General features: G+C 43.2%; 18 protein-coding genes and 1 pseudogene. 16 read left to right on the top strand and 3 right to left on the bottom strand.

The window, feature by feature from the left end; translation table 11 throughout:
* Nucleotides 1–4: 4 nt before the first annotated feature.
* Nucleotides 5–1,801 (bottom strand): ABC transporter ATP-binding protein/permease, encoded by a 1,797-nt coding sequence (locus KW548_10730; GenBank protein ID QXX05680.1) that lies wholly within the window; start codon nt 1,799–1,801, stop codon nt 5–7.
* An 88-nt stretch (nt 1,802–1,889) separates the two neighbouring features.
* Between KW548_10730 and KW548_10725 the strand changes: the two genes are divergently transcribed.
* The 14 genes and pseudogenes from KW548_10725 to rmf all read left to right on the top strand — a co-directional run bounded on the left by KW548_10725 (nt 1,890) and on the right by rmf (nt 22,559).
* Entirely contained in the window at nt 1,890–2,363 is a 474-nt protein-coding gene (locus KW548_10725) for a GAF domain-containing protein (protein ID QXX05679.1), read from the top strand.
* A gap of 98 nt (nt 2,364–2,461) precedes the next feature.
* Nucleotides 2,462–3,091 carry an RNA chaperone ProQ gene (proQ, locus tag KW548_10720; GenBank protein ID QXX05678.1) on the top strand — a complete coding sequence of 210 codons (630 nt, stop codon included), beginning with the start codon at nt 2,462–2,464 and terminating at the stop codon, nt 3,089–3,091.
* A 17-nt stretch (nt 3,092–3,108) separates the two neighbouring features.
* Complete coding sequence (gene prc / locus KW548_10715) at nt 3,109–5,103, top strand: carboxy terminal-processing peptidase (protein ID QXX05677.1); 1,995 nt, start codon at nt 3,109–3,111, stop codon at nt 5,101–5,103.
* A gap of 137 nt (nt 5,104–5,240) precedes the next feature.
* Complete coding sequence (locus tag KW548_10710) at nt 5,241–5,903, top strand: hypothetical protein (protein QXX05676.1); 663 nt, start codon at nt 5,241–5,243, stop codon at nt 5,901–5,903.
* Between the two features lie 226 nt (nt 5,904–6,129).
* Nucleotides 6,130–8,736 carry an aminopeptidase N gene (gene pepN, locus KW548_10705; GenBank protein QXX05675.1) on the top strand — a complete coding sequence of 869 codons (2,607 nt, stop codon included), beginning with the start codon at nt 6,130–6,132 and terminating at the stop codon, nt 8,734–8,736.
* Between the two features lie 95 nt (nt 8,737–8,831).
* Nucleotides 8,832–9,050, top strand: coding sequence for a DUF2835 domain-containing protein (locus KW548_10700; protein QXX05674.1), 219 nt, complete (start codon nt 8,832–8,834; stop codon nt 9,048–9,050).
* A gap of 189 nt (nt 9,051–9,239) precedes the next feature.
* On the top strand, nt 9,240–14,081 hold the full coding sequence (locus KW548_10695) for an NAD-glutamate dehydrogenase (protein ID QXX05673.1): 4,842 nt from the start codon (nt 9,240–9,242) through the stop codon (nt 14,079–14,081).
* Nucleotides 14,082–14,164: 83 nt separating this feature from the next.
* On the top strand, nt 14,165–15,175 hold the full coding sequence (gene pyrD, locus KW548_10690; GenBank protein ID QXX05672.1) for a quinone-dependent dihydroorotate dehydrogenase: 1,011 nt from the start codon (nt 14,165–14,167) through the stop codon (nt 15,173–15,175).
* Between the two features lie 175 nt (nt 15,176–15,350).
* Nucleotides 15,351–15,902, top strand: coding sequence for a cell division protein ZapC (locus KW548_10685; GenBank protein QXX08039.1), 552 nt, complete (start codon nt 15,351–15,353; stop codon nt 15,900–15,902).
* 460 nt (nt 15,903–16,362) lie between these two features.
* A pseudogene (gene rlmKL / locus KW548_10680) lies at nt 16,363–18,487 on the top strand (bifunctional 23S rRNA (guanine(2069)-N(7))-methyltransferase RlmK/23S rRNA (guanine(2445)-N(2))-methyltransferase RlmL).
* A gap of 10 nt (nt 18,488–18,497) precedes the next feature.
* Nucleotides 18,498–18,740, top strand: coding sequence for a glutaredoxin family protein (locus KW548_10675; GenBank protein ID QXX05671.1), 243 nt, complete (start codon nt 18,498–18,500; stop codon nt 18,738–18,740).
* Nucleotides 18,718–20,634 (top strand): ABC transporter ATP-binding protein, encoded by a 1,917-nt coding sequence (locus KW548_10670; protein QXX05670.1) that lies wholly within the window; start codon nt 18,718–18,720, stop codon nt 20,632–20,634. The genes KW548_10675 and KW548_10670 overlap by 23 nt, the downstream gene beginning before the upstream one ends.
* 6 nt (nt 20,635–20,640) lie before the next feature.
* Nucleotides 20,641–22,221, top strand: a complete 1,581-nt coding sequence (locus KW548_10665; protein ID QXX05669.1) for a DUF3466 family protein — start codon at nt 20,641–20,643, stop codon at nt 22,219–22,221.
* A gap of 164 nt (nt 22,222–22,385) precedes the next feature.
* Nucleotides 22,386–22,559, top strand: a complete 174-nt coding sequence (gene rmf, locus KW548_10660; protein ID QXX05668.1) for a ribosome modulation factor — start codon at nt 22,386–22,388, stop codon at nt 22,557–22,559.
* Nucleotides 22,560–22,694: 135 nt separating this feature from the next.
* On the opposite strand, the gene fabA is transcribed toward rmf, so the two are convergent.
* Nucleotides 22,695–23,213: a bifunctional 3-hydroxydecanoyl-ACP dehydratase/trans-2-decenoyl-ACP isomerase gene (gene fabA, locus KW548_10655; protein ID QXX05667.1), complete on the bottom strand. Its 519-nt coding sequence runs from the start codon at nt 23,211–23,213 to the stop codon at nt 22,695–22,697.
* Between the two features lie 91 nt (nt 23,214–23,304).
* Nucleotides 23,305–24,948: a Lon protease family protein gene (locus KW548_10650; protein ID QXX05666.1), complete on the bottom strand. Its 1,644-nt coding sequence runs from the start codon at nt 24,946–24,948 to the stop codon at nt 23,305–23,307.
* A 168-nt stretch (nt 24,949–25,116) separates the two neighbouring features.
* Here KW548_10650 and matP point away from each other — a divergent pair, with 168 nt between their 5' ends.
* Complete coding sequence (matP, locus tag KW548_10645) at nt 25,117–25,563, top strand: macrodomain Ter protein MatP (protein QXX05665.1); 447 nt, start codon at nt 25,117–25,119, stop codon at nt 25,561–25,563.
* A gap of 9 nt (nt 25,564–25,572) precedes the next feature.
* Nucleotides 25,573–25,884, top strand: a complete 312-nt coding sequence (locus tag KW548_10640) for a DUF3634 family protein (protein ID QXX05664.1) — start codon at nt 25,573–25,575, stop codon at nt 25,882–25,884.
* The last annotated feature ends 66 nt before the right edge of the window (nt 25,885–25,950 follow it).

Raw genomic sequence — 25,950 nt, 5'->3', positions numbered from 1 at the left:
ATGGTTAGGCGTGCGACTGAACGCTTCCATAAAGCGTTTGGTATAAGCCTTCTTGTTTGACCAACTCACCATGAGTGCCTGCCTGTGTTACTTGTCCATCTTCTAAAACGTAGATCAAATCAGCTTGTTTGACGGCAGAGAGGCGATGCGCGACGATTAACGTTGTTCGCCCATTCAAAAACTCTGTCAGCGCTTTATGAAGTGCTGCTTCGGTCGCCGTATCTAACGCAGAAGTTGCTTCATCCAGAATGACAAACTTAGGATCGCTAAGAATCATTCTTGCTATCGCAAGTCGCTGCCTTTGGCCACCTGATAATCGAATGCCGTTTCGACCAATTTGTGTATTTAAACCGTCACTTAATTGGCTTATTACATCTTGCATTTGAGCAATCTCAAGAGCCCGCCACAGTTGCAAATCGTCATAGTCAGAGCCGAGCGTGAGATTATGCCTTAAACTGTCGTTGAATAGTATAGGTTGTTGTAATACAACGGCAATTTTATCTCTGATTATGTCATAACTGATATCATCTGTTGTCTCACCATTGAAACGGATGATACCTGAGTCTGGACGATATACACCTATAAGCAATTGTATGAGTGTCGATTTCCCACCTCCACTTGCACCAACCAATGCAACTTTCTTTCCAGCTGGAATATTCAAGTTTAGATTATTGAGCACTTTACTTTCGTCATTATAAGAAAAATCAATATGTTCGATCTTAACGTCGACTTCTTTATCTGTTGTAAACGGGTTGATTTTACTCTCTGGGCGGTACTCTTCTTCCAAGTTGAGTAGGGCGTTTATGCGGCCCATTGCCGCTTTTGCGCTGTACCAAGAAAATTGAATGCCAAGTAATTCTTGTACCGGCCCCAGCATAAACCATAGGTAGCCAAAGACCGCAAATATTTGACCGATAGTTAAGTCACTAAACAGGACCATTAACATGGCGACGGCACGGAACAGTTCAAACCCAAGCAGAAACAGAAGAAAAGAAACTCGACCTGCGGCTTCGGATTGCCACGCGTATTTATCAGCGTCTACTCGGATCTGATTGGCTTGCTGTTTTAGTTCGCCAAGAAACTCTCGTTCTCGATTGGCTGCACGCAATTGGTAGATACCGTCTAATGTCTCAACAAGACGATTTTGGAATCGTTCAAAAGATTGGTTTTCGTGTTTCTTAAGGTGTTTTACTTTACTGCCGAGTTTTCGAGAGAAATAAATCACAATTGGATTGACCAAAAGGATGAATAAGCCGAGACGCCACTCTAGCCACAGTAGTACACCAGCCGTACCAATTACCGTGAGCAAGCTAATTAGAAATTTACTTAAAGTGGTGCCTATGAACTGGTCAATGGTTTCGACATCGGTAATTAAGTGAGCATTGATTCCACCACTTCCGCGAGTTTCATATTGTCTGATACTGATCCGACCTAATTTGTCTATCATCTTGCTGCGCATCTGATAGGTGATCGTTTTGGATACGAGAGTAAACTGACGCCCTTGAAGGATGTTTAAACCTTGGCTAACGGTTCTCATCAGAATCACAAGTAATAGAGTAAGGAATATGTAGCCGGTTGGTGTTTGCATGGAAACCGGTAACACTTTGTCCATCAGCTCAAGGCCTGTTGCGGGTTTATCAAGTAGCACTTCATCGACCATTAACGGCATTAAAAGAGGGATGGGGACACTGACGAGAGTAGCAACAAACGCGATGATATTGGCGAGGACAAGTTTCGACTTGTGCTTTTTTACTTGAGTTATGAGCCAAGAACGGCTAATAGTGTTGGGATTATCAGACATTATAATGAGAATGCTTACTATTTATGGTTTACGGACGATTGTACGTTGATTCATGATGGAAGTCTCTAATTTTCAAATGGAAGTCAATATGAAAATAGAACATTATCACCGCTTAACCAAGCAAGCTGTTGCACTTTTAGAGTCGGAAAAAGACCTTATTGCCAATTTGTCTAATCTAAGTGCGCTTTTGAATATGGAGCTTGAGGAACTAAATTGGGTGGGTTTCTATCTAATCAAAGAAGAGACGTTGGTATTAGGGCCGTTTCAAGGTAAACCAGCGTGTGTCAGGATTCCTGTTGGTCGTGGTGTGTGTGGTACGGCTGTAGCAACGAACAGTGTCCAGAGGGTTGCTGATGTTCATGAGTTTGAAGGGCACATTGCTTGTGACGCAGCGAGTAACTCTGAGATTGTTATTCCATTTAGTATTAATGGAACCATAGTGGGTGTGCTAGATATTGACAGTCCGAAAGTGGGTCGCTTTAGCGAAATAGATGAAGAAGGTTTGACATTTTTGATGAATGAAGTGGAAAAGCTGCTTAATTCACACGCTATCAGTGCATAATTTCTAGATTGAGTGTGGTTTTTCGCTTGCAGGTCACTATAATACCTGAAATATTTATCTTAATGCTCGCGGACAGACCGCACTAACCAGGACTCCTCATGGAAAACACTGAAAAGTTAAAAAACAGCAAAGAAGTGATTGCATATATTGCTGAATGTTTCCCTAAGTGCTTTACTTTAGAAGGTGAAGCAAAGCCACTTAAAATTGGTATTTTTCAAGATCTTGCGGAACGTCTAAGCGACGATCCAAAGGTGAGTAAAACTCAGCTTCGTGCAGCGTTAAGACAATACACTTCATCATGGCGTTACCTACACGGTGTAAAGCTGGGTGCGACTCGTGTTGACCTAGATGGCAATTCAGCAGGTGAGTTAGAAGAAGAGCACGTTGAACACGCAAAAACAGTGCTGGCTGAAAGCAAGGCTAAAGTTCAAGCTCGTCGTAAAGAGCAAGCTCAAAAAGCTCGTGAAGAAGGTAAAGTGAAAGCAAAACCGGCTAACAAAAAGCCACAAAACCGTCGCCCACAACAAAATAAAGCACAGAAAGCCAGCAAGCCAGTAGAAACGAGAGCTTTGAATGCTGATGAAATGACTATCGGTAATCAAGTAAACGTCAATATGGGTAAAGGAAACATGGCTGCGACTATCGTTGAAATCAATAAGGAAGATGTGCGTGTTCAACTGTCTAATGGCCTACAAATGGTTGTTAAAGCGGAGCACTTACGCGCCTAAAGGAGACACTCCTACGCATGAAATGCCGTTCAAAATTGTCGCTGATTGCTGCTAGCCTCTGGCTAGCAGCTTCGTCAGCAAGCGCTCTTGAAGCGAAAGTTACTCTCGAAGACTTACCTGTCTTAGTTCCCGAATCTCAACATGCAACAGCAAGTAAGCGCGTGACTTCTCGTTTCACTCGCTCTCACTACAAACACTTCACTCTCAACGATCAATTTTCTCAAGCGATATTTCAGCGCTATATCGAGTCGCTTGATTTCAATCGAAACGTATTCACTCAAGCTGATATCGACGCTTTTAATCAGTTGGCAAAGGGGATTGACGATCAATTAAAGTCAGGTGACAACAAAATTGCTTTTGATATCTATAACCTGTCGATGAAGCGTCGTTACGAGAGATTTGTTTATGCCTTATCCTTGCTCGACTCCGAAATGAAGTTTGATGTTGACGAAAGCATTGAACTTGACCGTAGTAAAGTGGCTTGGCCTAAGGATACCGCAGAACTCGATGAGTTATGGAGAAAACGAGTCAAATATGATGCGTTGAACCTTAAGCTAACGGGTAAAGATTGGAATGAAATCAAAGATGTCTTAGGCAAGCGCTATAACAATGCACTCAAGCGTCTGAGTCAAACCCATAACGAAGATGCATTCCAACTTTACATGAATGCGTTTGCCCGTGAAGTTGACCCTCACACTAGCTATCTTTCACCTCGTAATGCAGAACAGTTCCAAACAGAGATGAATCTATCTCTAGAAGGAATTGGTGCCGTATTGCAAATGACCGATGACTATACTGTCATTCGCTCTTTAGTGGCTGGTGGCCCTGCTTCTAAGAGCAAGCAATTGGCTGAAGGCGATCGCATCATTGGTGTTGGTCAGGATGGTGAAGAGATTGTCGATGTTATCGGTTGGAGATTGGATGATGTCGTACAGCTCATCAAAGGGCCTAAAGGGACTAAAGTTAACTTGCAAGTCCTACCAGAAGGTAAGGATGCGAAAGCCGAAGTCATTTCTATTGTTAGAGATAAGATCCGTCTTGAAGACCGAGCTGTTAAATCTGAAGTGATCGAAAAAGATGGCAAGAAGATTGGTGTAATTGAAGTCCCTAGCTTCTATGTCGGCCTGGCAAAAGATACGGATAAGCTTATCACTGAACTGAAAGCTAAAGGTATTGATGGCATTATTGTCGATCTCCGAAATAATGGTGGTGGGGCGCTCACTGAAGCGACCGCGTTATCTGGTCTCTTTATTACCAGTGGGCCAGTCGTTCAAGTTCGTGATAGCTATGGCCGGGTCAATGTAAATAGTGATACTGACGGCAAGAGCAGCTACGACGGTCCGATGACAGTGCTTATTAACCGATACAGTGCGTCTGCTTCAGAAATTTTTGCTGCTGCAATGCAAGACTATGGTCGAGCGGTTATCCTTGGTGAGAATTCATTTGGTAAAGGTACGGTTCAGCAACATCGCTCGTTAAATCACATCTATGATTTATTCGACAAAGAGTTAGGTTACGTTCAGTACACAATTCAAAAGTTTTATCGCATTGATGGTGGAAGTACGCAAAACAAAGGTGTTACGCCTGATATTGCTTTTCCAACACCAATCGAGCCAAGTGAAACTGGTGAGAGTGTAGAAGACAACGCACTGCCTTGGGATAGCATTGATAAGGCAAAATATGAAGTGTTACAGCGTAATGATGAGTTGATAAAGAAACTGGACGCAGAACATCAAGTCAGAATTGCCAAAGACTTAGAATTTCAATTCATTGCCGAAGATATCGCTAGGTACAAAGCTGAAAAAGATGATAACACTTTGTCTCTTAACGAAAAAATCCGCAAAGAGGAAAGTGACAAATCAGATGATGATCGGCTAGCTCGTATTAACCTTAGACAAAAATATCATGGAGAGACTTTGTTTAAATCTCTTGATGACGTGCCGAAAGACTATCAAGCTCCGGATGCTTATTTGGATGAATCGGTCGCTATTATGGTTGATATGATTAAGTAACTGCAAAATAGAAATAAAAAGCGAGCTGGTCAAAGCTCGCTTTTTTTATATCAATAATTAGCGTGATATAGATCAAAAAAATTTCGCTTATTCAGAATTACCCACCTAAGCTTAAAGAAAAGAGTGAGAGGTGCGCTATGAGATGGATTGGATTTCTACTTGCTTGTCTTAGTCTTTCTGTGGTCGCAAGCGAAACCAGAGACAACAGTGATTTAACTCAATTTGATCAGCCCTTCTTGCTAGGAGATTGGTACCTCGTCAACCCTAACCCAGAAAAATCACAAGAAAATTTCTTAGCGATTAAACTGACTTTAGATTCAAATTACAGTTTCAAGATTGATATTCAAAAACGTGACTATTCAGTGGACCACTGGGAAGGGCTTTACGACGCTAATGAAGATACGCTTATCCTCGGTTTGAATACATCTGAGCCGCAAATATACAGCTACAACACCAACCACAATATGCTCAACCTCAATGGTGTCGTTTTCACAAAAGCGTTATCGAATTCACTTGCTGGTATGTGGTCTAGTGCGCAATTGAGTGGCCATGAAATGTTAGCCAGTGAAGTACAGCGTTTGGACCTTATTCTGCAACCAGACTTCGTGTTTATGTTTAGGGTGAGTAACGGAGAGGGTGATGAAGCGGTGCACAAAGGTGTCTACTACACCGAAGGAGAGCATTTGGTGTTGCTTTATGAAAACGGCGAGCACGAAACCAAATACAGTTTAGACAGTGATATTCTCACTTTAGAAATGGAAGAAGGTGCGCTTTACGCCGTGCTAAACCGGGTTCGATGACATGATACAAAGCAAATAGAGATGACTATTTAGACGAACAGTTAAAATGTATTCGTCAACTTGGGTAGAAACGAGGTATTTAAACATAATGCCTCGTTTTTTTAATTGTCTACGGTTAAGCTAGCTCAAAATAAAATGATCAGCGTTTGCAAACAACAACGTATCCAAGAAGTGTCTCGAATAGACACAAGACCAATGTATTATATCTAGTCAGAAGGATTCCGACATGGCTCAAACACCTCAAGCCAAATACCGTAAAGATTATAGCTCACCATCTCATACTATTTCCGACATCGATTTAACTTTCGATCTCCACGATACCGCGACAATCGTAACGGCGGTTTCTCAAGTCAAGCAGTTAAAAGAAGACACAAGGCTTCAACTAGAAGGTGAAAGTCTTAAACTGGTTAGTGTCTCTGTTAACGGTGAGGCTTGGACAAGGTTTGAAGAAAAGGAAGGTGCGCTGGAGATTTCCGCGCTACCTGAAGCGTTCGAACTGAAAATTGTCACTGAAATTAATCCCGAAGAAAACACGGCTTTGGAAGGTTTGTATAAATCGGGTGGCGCTTTTTGTACTCAATGTGAGGCTGAAGGTTTCCGTCGAATTACTTATTACATGGATCGTCCAGATGTATTAGCGAAGTACACAACGAAAGTAATCGCAGACAAAGCGGCTTATCCATTCCTATTGAGCAACGGCAATCGTATTGCAGAAGGAGATTTGGAAGGTGGCCGTCATTGGGTTCAGTGGCAAGACCCACACCCAAAACCGGCTTATCTATTTGCACTTGTTGCTGGCGATTTTGATGTCCTTCGTGATAAGTATGTGACCAAATCCGGGCGTGATGTGACTTTAGAAATCTTTGTCGATAAAGGTAACCTTAATCGTGCTCCTCATGCAATGACGTCTCTTATCAATTCAATGAAGTGGGATGAAGAACGATTTGGTCTAGAGTATGACCTCGATATCTACATGATTGTTGCAGTTGATTTCTTCAATATGGGCGCAATGGAAAACAAAGGTCTTAACATTTTTAACTCAAAATTTGTTTTGGCCAATGAGCAAACGGCAACGGATACTGACTACTTAGGCATAGAAGCGGTAATTGGTCACGAGTACTTTCACAACTGGACAGGCAATCGCGTTACTTGCCGAGACTGGTTTCAGTTGAGTTTGAAAGAGGGACTTACTGTATTCCGCGATCAGGAATTTTCGTCGGATTTAGGTTCACGAGCGGTGAATCGTATTAACAACGTAAGAATTATTCGTGGTCCACAATTCGCAGAAGATGCGAGCCCTATGTCACATCCAATTCGTCCTGAAAAAGTGATAGAAATGAACAACTTCTATACTTTAACGGTATACGAAAAGGGCAGTGAAGTTATCCGAATGATGCATACACTGCTGGGAGAAGAAGGTTTCCAGAAGGGCATGAAGCTCTACTTTGAGCGCCATGACGGTACGGCTGCAACCTGTGAAGACTTTGTTGCGGCTATGGAGGATGCATCAGGTGTTGATCTGAAACAATTCCGCCTATGGTACAGCCAGTCAGGTACACCAACGGTATCCGTCACAAGTAAGTATGATCCAGCGGCACAAACGTATTCGCTGACGGTTTCTCAACGCACTGAACCGACTCATGAGCAACAAGAAAAACAGCCGCTGCATATTCCATTTGATGTCGAGTTTTACGCGGAAAATGGTGATGTCATTGAGTTACAATGTAACGGTGAAAAAGTTGAAAATGTTCTTAACATTACCGAAGCGAAGCAAACCTTCGTATTTGAAAACGTATCTGAACAACCAGTGCCGTCTTTACTTCGTGAGTTCTCTGCTCCAGTCGTTCTCAAGTACGATTATAGCGATGAAGAACTGATTTTCCTGATGGTGCATGCGCGCAACGAATTTGCGCGTTGGGATGCTGGTCAAATGCTGTTAGCAAAATACATTCGTAGCAACGTCGAAGCGGTACAAAACGGCCAAGGTGTTGAACTGTCTCCAGCGCTGATTGATGCCTTCCGAGGTGTATTATTGTCAGACAAGCTTGAACCAGCATTTATTGCTGAGATGATGGCATTGCCAAGCCACAATGAAGTATCCGGTTGGTACAAACAAGTGGATGTGGATGCCGTTGCTAAAGTGCTTAAATCGATCAAAGTGAAGTTGGCTGCCGAGTTGGAAGACGAGTTTGGCGCGCTCTATCATAGCTTGAAGCAGGTTGAATACACGATCGATCACGCAGCGATCGGTAAGCGCTCTTTGCGTAACACTGCATTAGCTTATCTCGCGTATACGGAGCAAGGCAATGAGTTAGCAGAGAAGCAGTATTTCGCTGCGAATAACATGACAGACACCATTGCCGCAATGAGTGCCGCGAATAGTGCGCAACTAGCATGCCGCGAAACACTGATGTCTAATTACAGTGATAAGTGGAAGCATGATGGCCTGGTTATGGACAAGTGGTTTACGTTGCAGGGTACTAACCCAGCAGATAACGTACTCGATGTGATCAAGGACACGATGAGTCATGAAGCATTCAGTTTGAAAAACCCAAATCGAACTCGCAGCCTTGTTGGCTCTTTCTTGAACATGAACCCAGTGCGTTTCCATGCTAAGTCAGGTGAGGGTTACAAGTTCGCAGGTGAGATTCTGCAAGAGCTGAATAGCAGTAACCCGCAAGTTGCTTCGCGTCTGATTGATCCATTGCTTAAGTTCCGCAAATATGATGAAGAGCGCCAAGCGCTAATTAAAGCAGAGCTTGAAGTACTCAAATCGATGGATAACTTAGCTAAAGACCTATTTGAAAAGGTTAACAAAGCTCTGGAAGCGTAATCACTGCACGAAACAGTAGCACTTTACAGTGCTACTGTTTATTTATACAGTTATTTTCTGATCGTGATAAAATCGTTACTTTTTAACCAAACAAAATGAATCATTACTACTTTTCACTCAACATTTCTTATCAAACTTTTCTCGCTCATTACAATGGTGCGGCGAGCAACGTTTTAGTGGTGACAGACAATGGCTTACGTCTACAATTGCCGGCATCAAGGTTTAGACCTTTTCTTAGTCAAATTGGCCTTAAGGGGCGTTTTCGTTTAACAACTGACCAAAATAACAAGTTTCTTAAGTTAGAAGTTCTGTGAGCAACTGATTTTATAGGAGTTTAAATAGTGCCTTAGTCACATTATCGAACATTTCACCTCCTACCACTCCTAAAAGAATTAACTATTTATCAATAAAGCTTTTACAATAAAGCGGCATTACCCGTGTTAAGCACTATGCTTACAACAACCCTCAAAAAATATATACAATTCTAATTGTGGAGTGTGATTATGACCGCGCGTGAAACTCTGATGCCGGTTCTGCTTGAAAAAGTCTATAAACTGATTCAAGACAAACTCGAGCTTGCTCATCAACCTTTAGTCACTCAACTTGCTCAGCATTTATTCAATAACATATCTCAAGACGATCTAGTCGAACGAAACGAATCTGATTTGTATGGTGCTGTCGTCAGCCTTTGGCACCATATCAATGAGAAAAAAGCAGATGATGTGTCGGTCCGAGTTTTTAACCCGACCGTTAGTCGCCAAGGGTGGCAATCCACGCACACTATTGTCGAAATCGTGGTTCCTGATAGTCCTTTCCTCGTTGACTCGGTAAAAATGGCACTGAGCCGTCTAGATTTAGCGTCTCACTTAATGCTTCATGGCCCTACCCAGATTGAACGCAACAAAAAAGGTGAGATTACCAGCATCAATGAAGGTGCAGGTGTACTTCAGTCGCTGTTCCATGTTGAAGTGGACCGCTTGAGCGCAAAAGAGACGATGAGTTCTCTAAAAGAAGAGCTGCTTAAAATACTCACAGATACTGCTTTGGTCGTTCAAGATTGGCTGCTGATGGTTGAAAAACTGGAAGAAGTGACGAATCAAGTTGAAGCACAACAAGGTAAGGTAGCGGTGGAGCGTGATCGTTACGAAGAGACGCTTAAATTTCTTCGTTGGTTAGGTGACCACAATTTCACGTTCATGGGTTACAAAGAATACGATCTCGTCAATGTTGACGGTGATACCGAACTTCGCCCAACAGCGGATAAAGGCCTTGGGCTTTTCGGCAACCGCAATCGTGTCCGCAGCGTGAAGCTTTCTGATTTTCCTGACTCTGCACGTCTGGAAGCGAAAAAACCATTCTTGCTGATCATGACTAAAGGCAATACGCCTTCACGAATTCACCGCCCGGCTTATACCGATTACATCGGTATCAAGAAATTTGATAAAGACGGCAAAGTTGTCGGTGAGCATCGTTTCACTGGCCTTTATACCTCTGCTGTGTATAACCAGAGTGTCGAAAGCATTCCGTTAATTCGTGAAAAAGTAGAACGTATTCTGGCCGCAAGTGGCTATCGTGAAGGTTCGTACTCTTACAAAGCACTGCATAATATTCTTGAAAATTACCCTCGCGATGAACTACTTCAAGCGAAAGAAGAAGAACTCCTTGAAGTGGGCATGGGTGTGGTGCAGATGCAAGACCGCGATATGCTTCGCCTGTTTGTTCGCAAAGATCCGTTTGGTCGTTTCTTCAGCTGTATGGTGTACGTAACGAAAGATCGTTATAACACAGAGCTTCGTCGTCAGACTCAGCGAATCCTAAAACAATACTTCGGTTGTGACAAAGAAGTCGAGTTTACCACTTATTTCTCAGAGAGCCCACTAGCCCGAACTCATTACATTGTTCGTGTTGATAACAACAACATGGACGTAGACGTTAAAACGATTGAGCAAAACTTAATGGAAGCATCTTCAACTTGGGATGATCGCCTGTCTGACGCGATTGTTGCGAACTTCGGTGAAAGTAAAGGTCTGCCTTTATCGAAAGAGTATCTACGTGCATTCCCTCGTTCGTACAAAGAAGATGTCATGCCTGGTTCTGCAGTAGCAGACATTGAACGTCTTGAAGCGCTTAGCGATGACAACAAGCTAGGTATGTTGTTTTATCGTCCACAAGAGCTGGGTTCAGATTCAAAATCAGTTCGTCTCAAACTTTACCATCGAGATGAACCTATTCACCTTTCAGACGTGATGCCAATGTTGGAAAACTTGGGTCTACGAGTTATTGGTGAGTCACCTTATGAAGTTCGTAAAGCGAACGGTCAGGTGTATTGGATCCTCGATTTCTCAATGCTTCATAAGAGCGAAAAGACAGTTGATCTTCGTGAAGCTCGTGATCGTTTCCAACAAGCATTTGCTGCAATTTGGGCTGGTGAACTGGAGAGCGATGGTTTCAACCGCCTAGTACTTGGTGCTTCATTGACGGGTCGTGAAATTTCGATTCTTCGTGCTTACGCGCGTTACATGCGTCAGGTCGGTTTCCCGTTCAGTCAACAATACATTGAAGAAACGCTAAGTCATTATCCTGAACTAGCGAAAGGCTTGGTTGAATTATTTGCTAAGCGTTTTGATCCTAAATTTAAGGGCAGTCAGAAAGGTCAGACTGAACTGACTAATAAGATCACAGAGCAACTTGATCATGTAGAAAGCTTGGATGATGATCGTATCATCCGTCGCTATGTAGAAATGATCAGTGCAACGCTTCGTACTAACTACTATCAGCTAGACGCGAATAAGCAGAATAAGCCTTGGCTATCGTTGAAGATGAAGCCGAGTGACATTCCAGAAATTCCTCAGCCAGTCCCTGCATTTGAGATCTTTGTATATGCACCGGATATCGAAGGTGTTCACCTACGTGGTGGCAAGGTAGCTCGTGGTGGTTTACGTTGGTCAGATCGTCAAGAAGACTTCCGTACCGAAATCTTAGGTCTGGTAAAAGCGCAGCAGGTTAAGAACACGGTTATTGTTCCGGTTGGGGCAAAAGGCGGTTTTGTTTGTAAACGTCAGCACACTCTAAGTGGTCGTGATGAGATCTTTGCTGAAGGTCAACGTTGTTACAAACGCTTTATTCGCGCACTTCTAGACGTATCAGACAACATTATCGAAGGGGAAGTGATTCCGCCGAAGGGCGTTGTTCGTCATGATGAAGATGACCCGTATTTGGTTGTTGCGGCAGATAAAGGTACAGCGACATTCTCTGATTTAGCGAACTCCGTATCTGATGAGTACAACTTCTGGCTAGGTGATGCTTTTGCTTCTGGTGGTTCTAACGGTTACGACCACAAAGCTATGGGTATTACAGCGAAAGGTGGTTGGGAATCAGTAAAACGTCATTTCCGCGAAATGGGTATTAACTGTCAGACTACAGACTTCACTGCTATCGGTGTTGGTGATATGGCTGGTGACGTATTTGGTAACGGTATGTTGCTGTCTAAGCATATTCGTTTGCAGGCTGCGTTTAACCACATGCATATCTTCATTGATCCAAACCCAGATTCAGCGAAGAGCTGGAAAGAGCGTGATCGTTTATTTAAGTTACCTCGTTCAAGCTGGGAAGATTATAACACTAAGCTCATCTCTAAAGGTGGCGGCATCTTCTCTCGTCGAGCGAAGTCGATTGCTTTGACACCAGAAATCCAGAAGATGATCGGCACTAAGAAAGCGTCATTAGCGCCTAACGACCTCATCAAGATGCTGCTTAAGATGGAAGTTGATCTTCTATGGAATGGTGGTATTGGTACCTACGTTAAAGCGTCAAACGAAACGCACACTGATGTTGGTGACCGTGCTAACGATGTTCTGCGTATCGATGGGCGAGACTTGCGTGCAAAAGTTGTCGGTGAAGGTGGGAACTTAGGTATGACTCAGCTGGGTCGTATCGAGTATGCTCTGACTGGCGGTCGCGTAAACACGGACTTTGTTGATAATGTCGGTGGCGTGGATTGTTCGGATAACGAAGTTAACATTAAGATCTTCCTTAATGGCTTGGTGGCCAATGGCGATCTAACCGTTAAGCAGCGTAATAAGATCCTTGAATCCATGGAAGATGAAGTGGGTGAGATTGTTCTTGATGACGCTTACTGCCAATCTGAATCTATCTCTGTGACTGAACAGCAGGGTACGTCGCTCGTCAAAGAGCAGATTCGCTTTATTCACGATTTAGAGAAAGCGGGTCACCTAGACCGTGCACTTGAATACATCCCAGATGATGAAACGCTACTTGAGCGTGAAAAGCTAGGTAAAGCATTGACTCGCCCTGAGCTGTCAGTACTGGTTGCTTACGGCAAAATGGTTCTGAAAGAAGAGCTGGTTCACGATGACATTGCCAACGATGATTACCATGCACAGCAACTAGTCAATTATTTCCCAACTGAGTTACGCCGTAACTATTCGCAGCAAATGGATAACCATCCGCTGCGTGCTGAGATTATTGCAACAGCACTTGCAAATCAGATGGTGAACGAAATGGGTTGTAACTATGTGACTCGTCTACAAGAAGAGACAGGTGCACATGTTGTTGATATAGCAAATGCTTACGCTGCGTCACGTGAAATCTTCGGTTTAGGTGATGTGCTTAAGTCACTGCGCGAACTCGACAATGAAGCGTCAACGGAAGCGCAATACGACATGATGTTCTATGTTCGTCGAACGTTGCGCCGTCTCTCTCGCTGGTTGTTACGCAACCGCACTGGCCGTCAATGTGTGAAAGCACTGATCGAACTTTATCAAGGTGATGTTGAAACGATCAAAGCCAAACTAGACGATATGCTGGTGCCTGCTGAAGTCGAAGAGCACAATGAAATGGCTCAGGCGTGGGTTGAACAGGGTATTAGTCCTGAGGTTGCTAATTATGTTGCGCGTTTGTCTAGCCTATATTCAATACTGGATATATCAACAGTGGCTCGAGAGAAAGGCAAGTCGATAGAACAGAGCGCTAAGCTGTATTTCAACTTAGGCGATCGTCTGTCTCTTCATTGGTTCTTGAAGCAGATCAATGGTCAGGCTGTTGATAACCATTGGCAGGCACTGGCAAGAGCAGCGTTCCGTGAAGATCTTGATTGGCAGCAACGACAGCTAACAGGTCAGGTATTAAGTTGCAGTTGTGCACCGGAAGATCTCGATGTGATGAAAGCTTTGGATGATTGGATCGAAAATAATGAAATTTCGCTCCATCGCTGGGAAAACATCCTTAATGAGTTCAAAGTTGGATCAGTGCATGAATTTGCTAAGTTCTCAGTCGCGTTACGTGAGTTGATGTTACTTAACTTAAACTGTTCAGCTAACGAGTAATTGACACATTTCGTTGAATTATTCGGTAAAACAGTAAATAATACAGCCCCGTTTATACGGGGCTTTTTTCTATCGGAGGCACAATGCTTTACCGTCTAGCCAGAACTGGCTTTTTCCAACTTGATGCCGAAAAGGCACATGATCTCGCAATTCAAAACTTCAAACGTTTTACCGGTACACCTCTCGATCTTCTTTATCGTCAACAACTTCCTAATCGTCCAGTCGAATGTATGGGCCTGACTTTCCGTAACCCTGTTGGTTTAGCAGCGGGTTTGGACAAAAACGGTGAATGTATTGAAGCTTTCGACGCAATGGGCTTTGGCTTTGTTGAAGTCGGGACAGTAACGCCAAGGCCTCAAGCCGGTAACGATAAGCCGCGTCTTTTCCGTTTAGTGGAAGCTGAAGGTATTATCAACCGAATGGGCTTTAACAACTTAGGTGTCGATAATCTGGTTGACAACGTCAAGAAAGCTAACTTCGATTGTGTGCTGGGTATTAATATCGGTAAGAACAAAGATACACCGATTGAAAAGGGTGCCGAAGACTATCTGATCTGTATGGAAAAAGTCTATGAGCACGCAGGTTATATCGCCGTGAACATCTCATCGCCAAATACTCCAGGATTACGCTCACTTCAGTACGGTGAAGCTTTGGATGAACTGCTGTCTGAATTAAAAGTGAAGCAGGCCGAGCTAACTGAGAAGCATAATAAGTATGTACCACTTGCACTTAAGATCGCTCCGGATCTTAGTGATGATGAGATCAGCCAGATCTGCGAGTCTTTACTGAAGAACAACATTGATGGTGTTATCGCGACAAATACAACATTGGATCGCAGTGTTGTTGAAGGAATGAAGCATGCCAATGAAGCAGGTGGGTTGAGTGGCCGTCCGGTTCAATCTCGAAGTACTGAAGTTGTTCGTCGTCTACATGAAGAGTTGGGAGAGCAAATTCCGGTTATCGGGGTAGGTGGCATTGACTCATACGTTGCAGCGAAAGAGAAAATGATGGCAGGCGCGCAACTTGTCCAAGTTTACTCTGGTTTTATCTATCATGGTCCAACTCTTGTAAGAGATATTGTTAAAAACCTATGATGGTGTTAGTGACACTGTCACACCGACATAAAGCTTGAATTTACTCAGTTTTTGAAGAGGGGATGATTTATCATTTCCTCTTTTTTTTTGTTCATTAGCGAATAGAATTTCGGTAAATGTATGGGAAGGTAATTTAGTGTTTTACCTGAATTGACTTTTACACGAGATTGGAATGATGCTTAAACCGAGTGACAAATGGACTTGGTACTATGATGACACAGAGCAGCACCTGATGCTGGATCTGGGTGATGATATGGTATTCAAGACAAATCTTTCCAAAAAGTTGATTGTAGATTGCGCAATCGGTGTTAACGAATTCTCCGTTGATGATGCTTCTGCCTACCAAACATACAAAGAGCAAATTGCTCATCTAGACCTTTCAGAGCCTCGTCAGGCTGAATTAGCCCTCTATTGTGTTGCAGCAAAGCGTTTCCATAAGCCAGTTCAACCCAAGAGCTGGTTCTTTGATTGCCTCTCAGATGGTCTAAATGTGCCTGTAGAAGGTGATTTTGTCCAATTGTCGAACAATTATAGCAATGGTTACTTCTTGGTACTGGAAGTAGGAGATAGTGCCAGCTTATGTGCATCGATTAACTTGGAAGCATTTGTTCTTAATGGCGTCAAATCCCTTCAATTTGGCCAGGCGATTAAAGTCATGCATGATCGCATGTATACCGCCAATCATATTCTCTCTGGTCAGACACAACCTATGGCTCTGGTCAGCTAACAATTCGTTCCTTTGTTTCATTTCCCCGTCGGCCTTCGAGCCGACTTTTTTTGCTTAAAACAACTTTCATTTGAGACTGAAGGTAGGGGATAACGTGAGTTATCCATAATTTTTCGATTTATCTATCAATAAAATATTCCCACTTCTGATACTGCTACGCTCCCGATTTAACCTTTTTATTCCCCAATTAGCCATTTTCTGTAATTTAATTACGCGAAATAGTTTTCTTGGTATAGTCCAGTTTTGGTGTAAATAAGTATTCACTACCAATAAAAGCCTGACTGACTGTACAACGTTGTCTTAGCTTTAAACTTCAGTTTGAAAGTAAATGATCCGCATTAATATGCTGATGTTTTGTTCAATTGAGTGTATTGAGGGAGAGATAAAGGTGGATTGAGCTAACGTAATTGATGTGAGGCAGGTATAATGAAGGGTCATTTATCAAGAATTTAAGAACACTATGCATCAATATCTTGCGGTTACGTCCAACGGTTTGGAAAACTTGTTGGTTGAAGAGTTAACTAAGCTAGGGATCGCTAATGCCAAACCTGTTCAAGCAGGGGTACGCTTTAAAGCATCAAATGAGCAAATTTATCGTTGTTGCTTATGGAGCCGCTTAGCGTCGCGTTTCGTCCGTGTACTATCTGAGTTCACTTGTAACGATGATATGGATCTCTATCTAGCAACGTCTTCAGTGAACTGGGTCAATCAATTCCATAGTTCGAAGATGTTTGTGGTTGATTTCAATGGTACTAACCGTGAAATCCGCAATAGCCAGTACGGCGCAATGAAAGTGAAAGATGCCGTAGTGGATAGTTTCGAGAAAAAGAACCTTCCAAGACCTTCGATCAGTAAAGATCGTGCTGATCTTCGTATCCATGTTCGTTTGCATCGTGATAAAGCGATTCTTGGAGTGGATATGGTGGGAGGCGGCCTACACCAACGCGGTTATCGCCCTGAATCTGGTCGTGCGCCACTTCGCGAAACACTAGCGGCTGCTATTATCCAGCGTAGTGGCTGGAGTGCTGATAAGCCGCTGTTAGACCCTATGTGTGGTTCAGGCACGCTCTTGATTGAAGCGGCCATGATGGCGGCGAACATGGCACCTGGCGTGAACCGTGAGAAGTGGGGTTTTGAGTCATTAGAAGACTTTGAACCTGAGCTTTGGGCTGAGATTAAATCAGAAGCAGCAGTACAGGCGAGGAAGGGCGTCAAAAAAAATTGACACTAAGTTTTTCGGCTTTGATAACGATGCGCGAGTGCTTAAAACCGCAAAAGACAACGCGCGCCGAGCAGGTGTTGACTCTCTGATTGAATTCAACCTTGGTGATGCTGCGCAAGTTAAGCGTCCTCAAGAGTTTGAAGCGGGCGTTATTGTTTCAAACCCTCCATACGGTGAGCGTTTAGGTACTCATCCTGGCTTGATTGCTTTATACACGGCATTTGGTGCTCAGCTGAAATCTGAGTTCGGTGGCTGCCAAGCGTCTATTTTCTCCAGTTCTGATGAGCTTCTAAGCTGTTTGCGCATGCGTGCAGACAAGCAGTTCAAGCTGAATAATGGTGCGTTACCGTGTCACCAAAAGAATTACTCAATTAGTGACCGTCCGGTTGAGAGTAAAGGTGACAATGTCACTGATTCGTTAATTGCCCCTGATTTTTCTAATCGCTTGAAGAAGAACATTGCCAAAATTGGTAAGTGGGCGCGTAAAGAGAAGCTCGATTGCTACCGAATCTATGACGCAGACTTACCAGAATACAATGTCGCGATCGATGTTTACCTCGATCACCTTGTAATCCAAGAATACGCGGCACCAAAGAACATCCCCGAAGAAAAGGCGAAGCGTCGTCTGACAGATATCATTCGCGCGGCCATTCAAGTGACGGGCACAGAAGCGAATAAAGTTGTGCTTAAAGTCCGTGAGAAGCAGAAAGGGCGTTCACAGTACCAAAAGCTGTCTCAAGAGTCAGAAACACTCAATGTGCATGAGTATGGTGTGCAGCTTAAAGTAAACCTGCATGACTACCTAGATACAGGCTTGTTCTTAGACCATAAGATTACTCGTCGTAGACTCGGTGAAATGGCACAAGGTAAAGACTTTTTAAATCTGTTTGCTTACACCGGATCTGGCACAGTGCATGCCGCTTGTGGTGGTGCTAAATCAACCACAACCGTTGATATGTCGAATACCTATCTAGAGTGGGCAAAAGAAAACATGAAGCTGAATGGCCAAGTTGGTCGTCAGCATAGATTCGAGCAAGCGGATTGCCTGCAGTGGCTTGAGCGCTCAACGGCACAATTTGACCTAATCTTTATCGATCCGCCAACGTTCTCCAACTCTAAGCGTATGGAACAAAGCTTTGATGTACAGCGAGATCATATTCAGTTAATGAAGAGCCTTAAGCGTTTGCTTCGCAATGGCGGTACGATTGTATTCTCAAACAATAAGCGTCACTTTAAGATGGATATGGAGGGTTTGGATGAACTTGGCTTAGTTGCAAAGAATATTTCACACCAAACTTTACCAATGGATTTTTCTCGCAATAAACACATTCATAACTGCTGGGTTTTGACTCACAAGGAATAGTAGGTCACACGTGATCACTTTATACAGTACAGAAGGGTGCCATCTATGTGAGATGGCATTTGACCTTACAAAACAGCTCAATATTTCTCATCAGGTCGAGATTGTCGATATTGCTTTCGACGATGAATTGTTTTCTCGTTACGGCGTCACCATTCCGGTGCTCAATTATCAAGGTAACGAGCTTAATTGGCCGTTTGATTTACAACAATTACAGCTTTGGTTAGACGAAAATGGCATTACTTACAATAAATAATGGATTACTGGCCTATGGTGATCATCCTCTTCTAGATAATGCAGATTTCGCATTGCAAGAGAATGAACGCGTTTGTTTGGTTGGTAGAAACGGTGCGGGTAAATCCACGTTAATGAAAGTGCTTGCCGGTGAGGTGGTGCTCGATGATGGAAAGCTAACAGTTACCCAAGATGTTGTCGTTTCACGCCTAGAGCAAGATCCACCAAGAAACCAAGAAGGCACTGTGTTCGATTATGTTGCTGGTGGACTAGCAGAAGTCGGCGAGCAGATTAAGATCTATCAAGATCAGCTCGATCTGATTGCGGTTGACCCATCAGAGCAGAACATCAATAAGCTTGCACGTATTCAAGAGAACCTAGAACACTCTGGTGCGTGGCGATTTGAAGACCGCATCAAGAACGTGCTCGCTGCGCTTAAGCTTGATGGCCACACCAAACTGACGGACCTTTCTGGTGGTTGGCAGCGCAAAGCAGCGCTTGCGAGAGCATTGGTTCGCGATCCAGACGTTTTATTACTTGACGAGCCAACTAACCACCTTGATGTCACAACGATTGAATGGTTAGAGAGCTTCCTCAAAGACTTCCGTGGCTCGATTATCTTTATCTCTCACGACCGTGCGTTCATTAAATCGATGGCGACACGTATTGTCGACCTTGATCGCGGCAAACTGGCTTCTTTCCCAGGTAACTATGACAACTACCTAGTCGATAAAGAAGAGATGCTCAGGGTCGAAGAGATGCAAAATGCAGAATTCGACAAAAAGCTCGCTCAAGAAGAGGTGTGGATTCGTCAAGGTATCAAGGCTCGACGTACACGTAACGAAGGCCGCGTACGTGCGCTTAAAAAGCTACGTGAAGAGCGAAGTGATCGCCGTGAAGTGCAGGGTAAAGCGAATATCCAGATTGATGATGGGTCACGCTCAGGCAAGATCGTGTTTGAAGCAAAGCACATCAACTACGACATTGATGGCAAGTCGATCGTTAAGGATTTCTCTTTCAATATCATGCGTGGTGACCGCATCGCCCTGATTGGACCAAACGGCTGTGGTAAGAGTACGTTGCTTAAGCTGTTACTGGATGAGCTTCAGCCTGAGTCCGGTAAGTTACACTGTGGCACTAAGCTAGAGGTGGCTTATTTTGACCAGTACCGTGAAGTACTAGATCCTGAAAAGTCGGTGATTGATAACCTAGCTGATGGTAAACAAGAAGTCATGGTTGGTGGTCGTCAGCGCCATGCGTTGAGCTATTTACAAGATTTCTTGTTCGCGCCTAAACGTGCTCGTACTCCGGTTAAAGCACTCTCTGGCGGCGAGAAAAACCGTCTTCTGCTTGCAAGAATCTTCCTAAGGCCAAACAACTTGTTGGTGCTAGATGAACCAACCAACGATTTAGATATAGAAACTTTGGAACTTTTAGAAGATTTGCTTGCCAATTATCAGGGTACGCTTTTACTTGTCAGTCATGATCGTCAGTTTGTCGATAACACAGTAACGACAAGCTGGATCTTTGAAGGTGAAGGCGTTATTGAGGAATTTGTTGGTGGTTATCACGATGCGCAGCAACAGCGCATTCAAACTCGGAAGGCTCGCGCGTCTGAAAAACCAACAAAAAGCATTAAACAGGTTGAGGAAACTCCCAAAACAGCGGCAGTAAAGAACAAGCCTAAGAAATTATCTTATAAACTGCAGCGAGAGTTAGAAGCATTGCCAGCCAAACTTGAAGAGTTAGAAGCAGACATTGAAAGCTTACAAGAGCAGGTCAACAGCGCCGATTTCTTTTCAAAATCCGTCGAGCAAACGCAACCCGTATTAGATAAGCTAACTGCTGCAGAGCAGGAGCTTGAAATTGCCTTCGTACGCTGGGAAGAGCTCGAAGCAATGCAACAGGAAAGTTAACAAATAATGAGTAGTAATATGTTTAAACTGTCGTCCATAACATTTGCCGTTGTGGCTTCTTTTGGAGCAAATGCTGCAATATACAATGTTTATGATTACCAACCAGTGGTTGACAGTAACGCTAAAACCTATGGTGTAGCGGTGGAACCTGAAACAACCAATTGTTGGGGAAACGCCTGTGACCAGTCGACATCGAAAATTGCGTATGAAGAAAAGTTGTATTACGAAGGTTTTAACTATCGTGATGAAGCTCCGTTTCGCTACGAGTTTGGTTATGATTTGTTGGAAGAGGGGTATGACGGTTTTACGAGCTACTGTAGTAGTTTTTTAGGTTACAACAGCACATTATGTAATGAATGGGCTACTGATCAGTATACCAATGGCTATGCTCGAGAAAGTTCCGCTGTAAACAACTCCTATGCATATATTGAGAACGCTTCCTCTCGAGTTCAAAGCACCCAAAACAATGTCATTGTTAACAGTTTTGCGACTGGCAATGGAGATGCGGTTGGTACTTATTATGGCGGAAGCTTGAAAAACCGTACCTTCGCTTATTCAGACACATCATTAGATTCGACTGGTTATGATCAGAGCAAAGTATGGGCTAAGTCTGGCGCTCTCTATGTTGGTAGTGTGACTAAGCAGTCCACCAATAATACAAACGACTATTATTCTTATGGAGCGGTTTGGAACGGTAGTACTTTAAATCTTATAAATTGGGTTTCAGATGTAGGCGAAGATGGGCGCAGTATGCCGCAAGGTAGTGCACGTGATCTGGCTGATGTATCGGGTACCACATATGCAGTAGGCTATAACTCTGATTCCGATGAAAAGCCCGTTGCCGCTGTTTTTAATTTGACTAACTTAAGCAGTATACCAACCAGCTTTGTTAGCCGGTTCCAGAATCAAAGCAACTACCTTAGCTCTATTTTGACCTCAGTAAACACCAATGGTATCGCAATAGGCGAAGTGAAGTATGCCACACCTTTAAATGGTGCTTATGCTAACAGTCTGTTTTACATCACAGATCCTGCTAATCCCAATGGCAGTTACAACGAGTTCTCAGGTGACATATTCTTTTCTGGAGCTAGTGGTAAAGCGGGTGCTATCAATAACAATGATGAGGTCGTTGGGGCTGTAGACAATCAAACACACCATGAAAGTGGCGGCGGTAAACCAAGATCTCAAAGGGCATTTATTGCACCGCTAACCTCTAATGCCAAAGCACCTCTTAATAATAGAGCTTGGTATCTCGATGACCTGACAAATGATGGCAGTACGTCATCGACTAACAATCAGTTCCGCATTATCGATGCCACAGATATAAATGATGCTGGTGTTATATCAGGCACTGCTTTGTTTTGTTCTGGTGGGTATGACACTACTGCGATTGATTCAAAATGTAACGGTGGTGTAACTGGTTCAGAAAAGATCGTCGCAGTGAAACTTGTTCCTATTAATGGTGCAACGACGTCTGATATCCAAGCTCGTCCTGTAACTCAAGAAGACAAAGTTGATCGTCAAGGTGGTTCATTGGGCTTCTTTGCTCTGGCTCTGCTTGGCTTGTTAGGGTTCCGCAGAAAATAGGTTAAATTTTAATCTAGGGCACAGGTTCACACTTTTGGATCTGTGCCTTTTTTATACCTTGAGAAAGGGCGTTTTTTGATCGATTCTTAACAGTGGAGTCATAAAAACTCCACACAAAGTTAATAGTAGTACGTTAGAAAAACTTTATGTATGAGGACGACACTATGAAGAGACAAAAGCGTGACCGCTTAGAAAGAGCCCAGTCTCAAGGCTACAAAGCAGGCTTAAATGGCCGCTCAACGGACTCATGTCCTTACCAGCAGATGGATGCTCGATCTTATTGGCTCGGTGGTTGGCGCGATGCCAGGGAAGACAAACACTCTGGTCTCTACAAATAAAAGACTCAATATGACATAAGGAACATACAAGCCCCAACAAATGGGGCTTTTGTTTAATTATTTAACGCACTATAACTAAATATTTTGTTACTAAAAAAAGCGACTCTAGGGAGTCGCTTTCAAAAAGTCTTCAAATTAAAAAGCAGACGTGTCTTGGAACAAGCCAACTTTAAGATCTTTCGCTACGTAGATCTCTTTGCCATCAACAAGTACACGACCGTCAGCTAGGCCCATAACAAGTTTTCGATTTACAACACGCTTCATATGAATCTCATATGTCACTTTCTTAGCTGTAGGTAGAATTTGACCTGTGAACTTCACTTCGCCAACACCAAGAGCACGCCCTTTACCTTTGCCGCCAACCCAGCCAAGGAAGAAGCCAACTAGCTGCCACATTGCATCAAGGCCTAGACAACCTGGCATTACTGGATCTCCAGGGAAGTGGCAATCAAAGAACCATAGATCTGGAGTAATATCGAGTTCTGCTAGAATCAGACCTTTACCGAAATCACCTTCAGTTTCAGACATCTTAGTCACGCGGTCCATCATCAGCATATTTGGCGCTGGTAGCTGAGGATAGCCTGGGCCAAATAGCTCGCCTTGACTTGAGGCAAGTAGGTCTTCGCGGTTATAAGAATCACGTTTGTTTTGCATTATCAATTACTCCAAATTTTGATAGCAGCATGTTAGTGAACACGTGTACGCTAAACAACTCCGATCAGTCTAAATGTGACCAATCTTTGTCCTAAGAGAACCAGTTTTTGATACGTTCCACAAATCCTTGAGGAAGTTCATGTTTTTCAAAGTTTTCAATTCGTTCTGCAATCTTCTGGATCACACTTGTTTCATCATCGCCACGGAAAGGTTTGCCCATGATGATAGGAATTGCTTCATCAACCGTTTCCACTGACCAGATATGAAATTCATCATTTTTGATACTTTCTACTACATCTTTATGAAGAGCCAGGTGTTTTAAATTCGTTTTAGGGAGGATAACGCCTTGTTTGCCCGTTAAGCCTTGATGTTTACAAACACGATAGAAGCCTTCAATTTTTTCATTAAGACCTCCAACTGCTTGAACTCGACCAAATTGATCAACGGCACCAGTCACTGCGATTTGTTGGTTAATTGGATACTCAGATAGAGCACTCACAAAAGAACATAACTCAGCGAGTGTCGCACTGTCACCATCAACTTCACAATAAGACTGTTCGAATACGACTGAGGCCGAATATGGCAGTGGTTCATCCAGTTGCAGAGCGCTTGAAACAAATGCTTGCATGATCATCATACCTTTAGCATGCAAATTACCGCCCAGTTCAGCTTTTCGTTCCACATCGGAAATATCGCCATCACCAAAATGAATGACACATGAAATACGGGCGGGTTCACCATAGGAAAGTGGGTGTCCAGACACATCAATGACGGTTAAACCGTTGACTTGCCCGACACATTCACCTTGTGTTTCAATGATTACCTGCCCATCTAAGATATCTGATAATGCGCGCTCGGGCAGATAAGATTCGCGTTGATACTTTGCGTCTAATGCTTTGTCTAATGCGCCTTCATCAATGATGCGTTCATCAGCATAGAGACAAGCTTCCTGAAAAATAGCTAAGTGCCAGAGCGGTTCAATCGGCATATAGCGCTGATCTTCAGTGTATCTAGCTCCTGCTACCATTAGTCTGTGGATCGCTCCACGAGAGAGAGTCGGTAAGCTGTGTTCTTTCAGAAGAGATGATAAGTAGCCTAAATATAGTTCTAACGATTGTTCACTTAAAGTGATGTCGTGTTCAATCTCAGTGTAAGACGCTAAACCTGTATAGAGTTCACTATCCATATATTCGAGGTCAGCGATTTGGTCTCTGTCGCCAACAACAACGAGTTTAACGTCATAGGTTAGGCTAGGAACACTGCAAGCAATATTACGTGGCGTTGTATTGACTGGAGTAATCTCTTGGCCTAAAAAAACCGATTTGAATACTGGCCAGCTGCTTGGATTAGCGAGTAGCATATTGGCAGAAACAATCAGAAAACCACCATCTGCTTTCGCCAACAATCCAGCTTTTTGAGCGGTAATGTCACCTGATTCGTTGCAAGAATAGCTACCAATCAGTTCGTTTACGCTAATACTTTCTGTAGCAATTACGTGACTGTCAGAAAAGAAAGATAAACTATGCTTAATTTGGGAACGATAGAAAGCGTTATCTGGCGAGTTTATGACGAGAATTCTGGCAAAACCTCTAATAGCTGCGAAAGTTGATAAGGCTTGCTTGAGTCGAGGCTGAACGTCGAGAAACCCCACATTAGGTAGGCGTTCAAATCTCGATATTATATCGTCATAGTTTGTGTATTGTGGAGTGACTGCACGCCAGCTTTCTTGGATCATTTACAGTATTCATGTACTTGAAAAAGGTCAGAAATTATATAGAAAAACGGTTAAGTATGACATAGCGAATTTAATGTGATGATCTCGGTCGATTTTTCTACAATAAAGATTGTAACTATAGTATCACTGAGTTACGCTGTCACCCAAACAAAACGAGAACTGTTTAAAATGAAATATCAACAACTTGAAAATTTAGAATGTGGTTGGAAGTGGACGTATCTCATCAGTAAATGGAGGAATGGAGAGGCGATCACCCGACATGTTGATACGAGTGAAGCAGAGGTCGCGGTTAATGAGTTACGCCATTTAGAGCACGAACCGACAAAAGTACTAGAGTGGATAGAGCATCATATGTCACCTGAGCTGGACAACAAGCTCAAACAAGCTATCCGTGCAAAGCGTAAACGCCATTTCAATGCGGAACAAATTCATACCAAGAAAAAATCAATCGATTTGGATTATCGAGTTTGGGAAAAGCTGTCTACTCGTGCTAACGAATTGGGCTGTACATTGTCTGATGCCATTGAATATTTGCTATCTGAAGCGTCGCGCAGTGAAAAGGCGAGCAAAGCGGTCAATAGTCTTAAAGAAGATTTGAGTAAGTTACTCGACTAAGGAGCCGATATGCTTTATGTGATTTTAGTCGCTATCATTGTTGTATTCTGGCTAGTGTTGGTTGATAGGCCAGCGTTGCATGTTCAGTTTAAGTCAGGACATATCATCAAAGAGAAGGGGCATTTCCCACCTACTTTTCGACATAATGTGCTCGATATTGCAGAGCGTGCCCCCTTTGATGGCGAGCTAAAAGTCTATCAACAACGTGCTGGTTCCAAGTTAGTTTTTTCGAAGAATGTTCCCAAGAAAGTACAACAACGAATAAGAAACATTTTCCCACATCAAGGTTTTCGCTCAAAAGGCAAAAAGAAAGCACGTTGACGTCAACAAGGCTAACAAAGCCCTAGTTTGCGACAAGGCACTTTTTCAAAAATACAGTGGCCTATG

The sequence above is a fragment of the Vibrio neptunius genome (assembly GCA_019339365.1).
In the GTDB taxonomy this organism is placed as follows: Bacteria; Pseudomonadota; Gammaproteobacteria; order Enterobacterales; family Vibrionaceae; genus Vibrio; species Vibrio neptunius.
The sequence above is the reverse complement of the archived record's forward strand: the minus strand, read 5'-3'. Positions and strand labels throughout refer to the sequence as shown.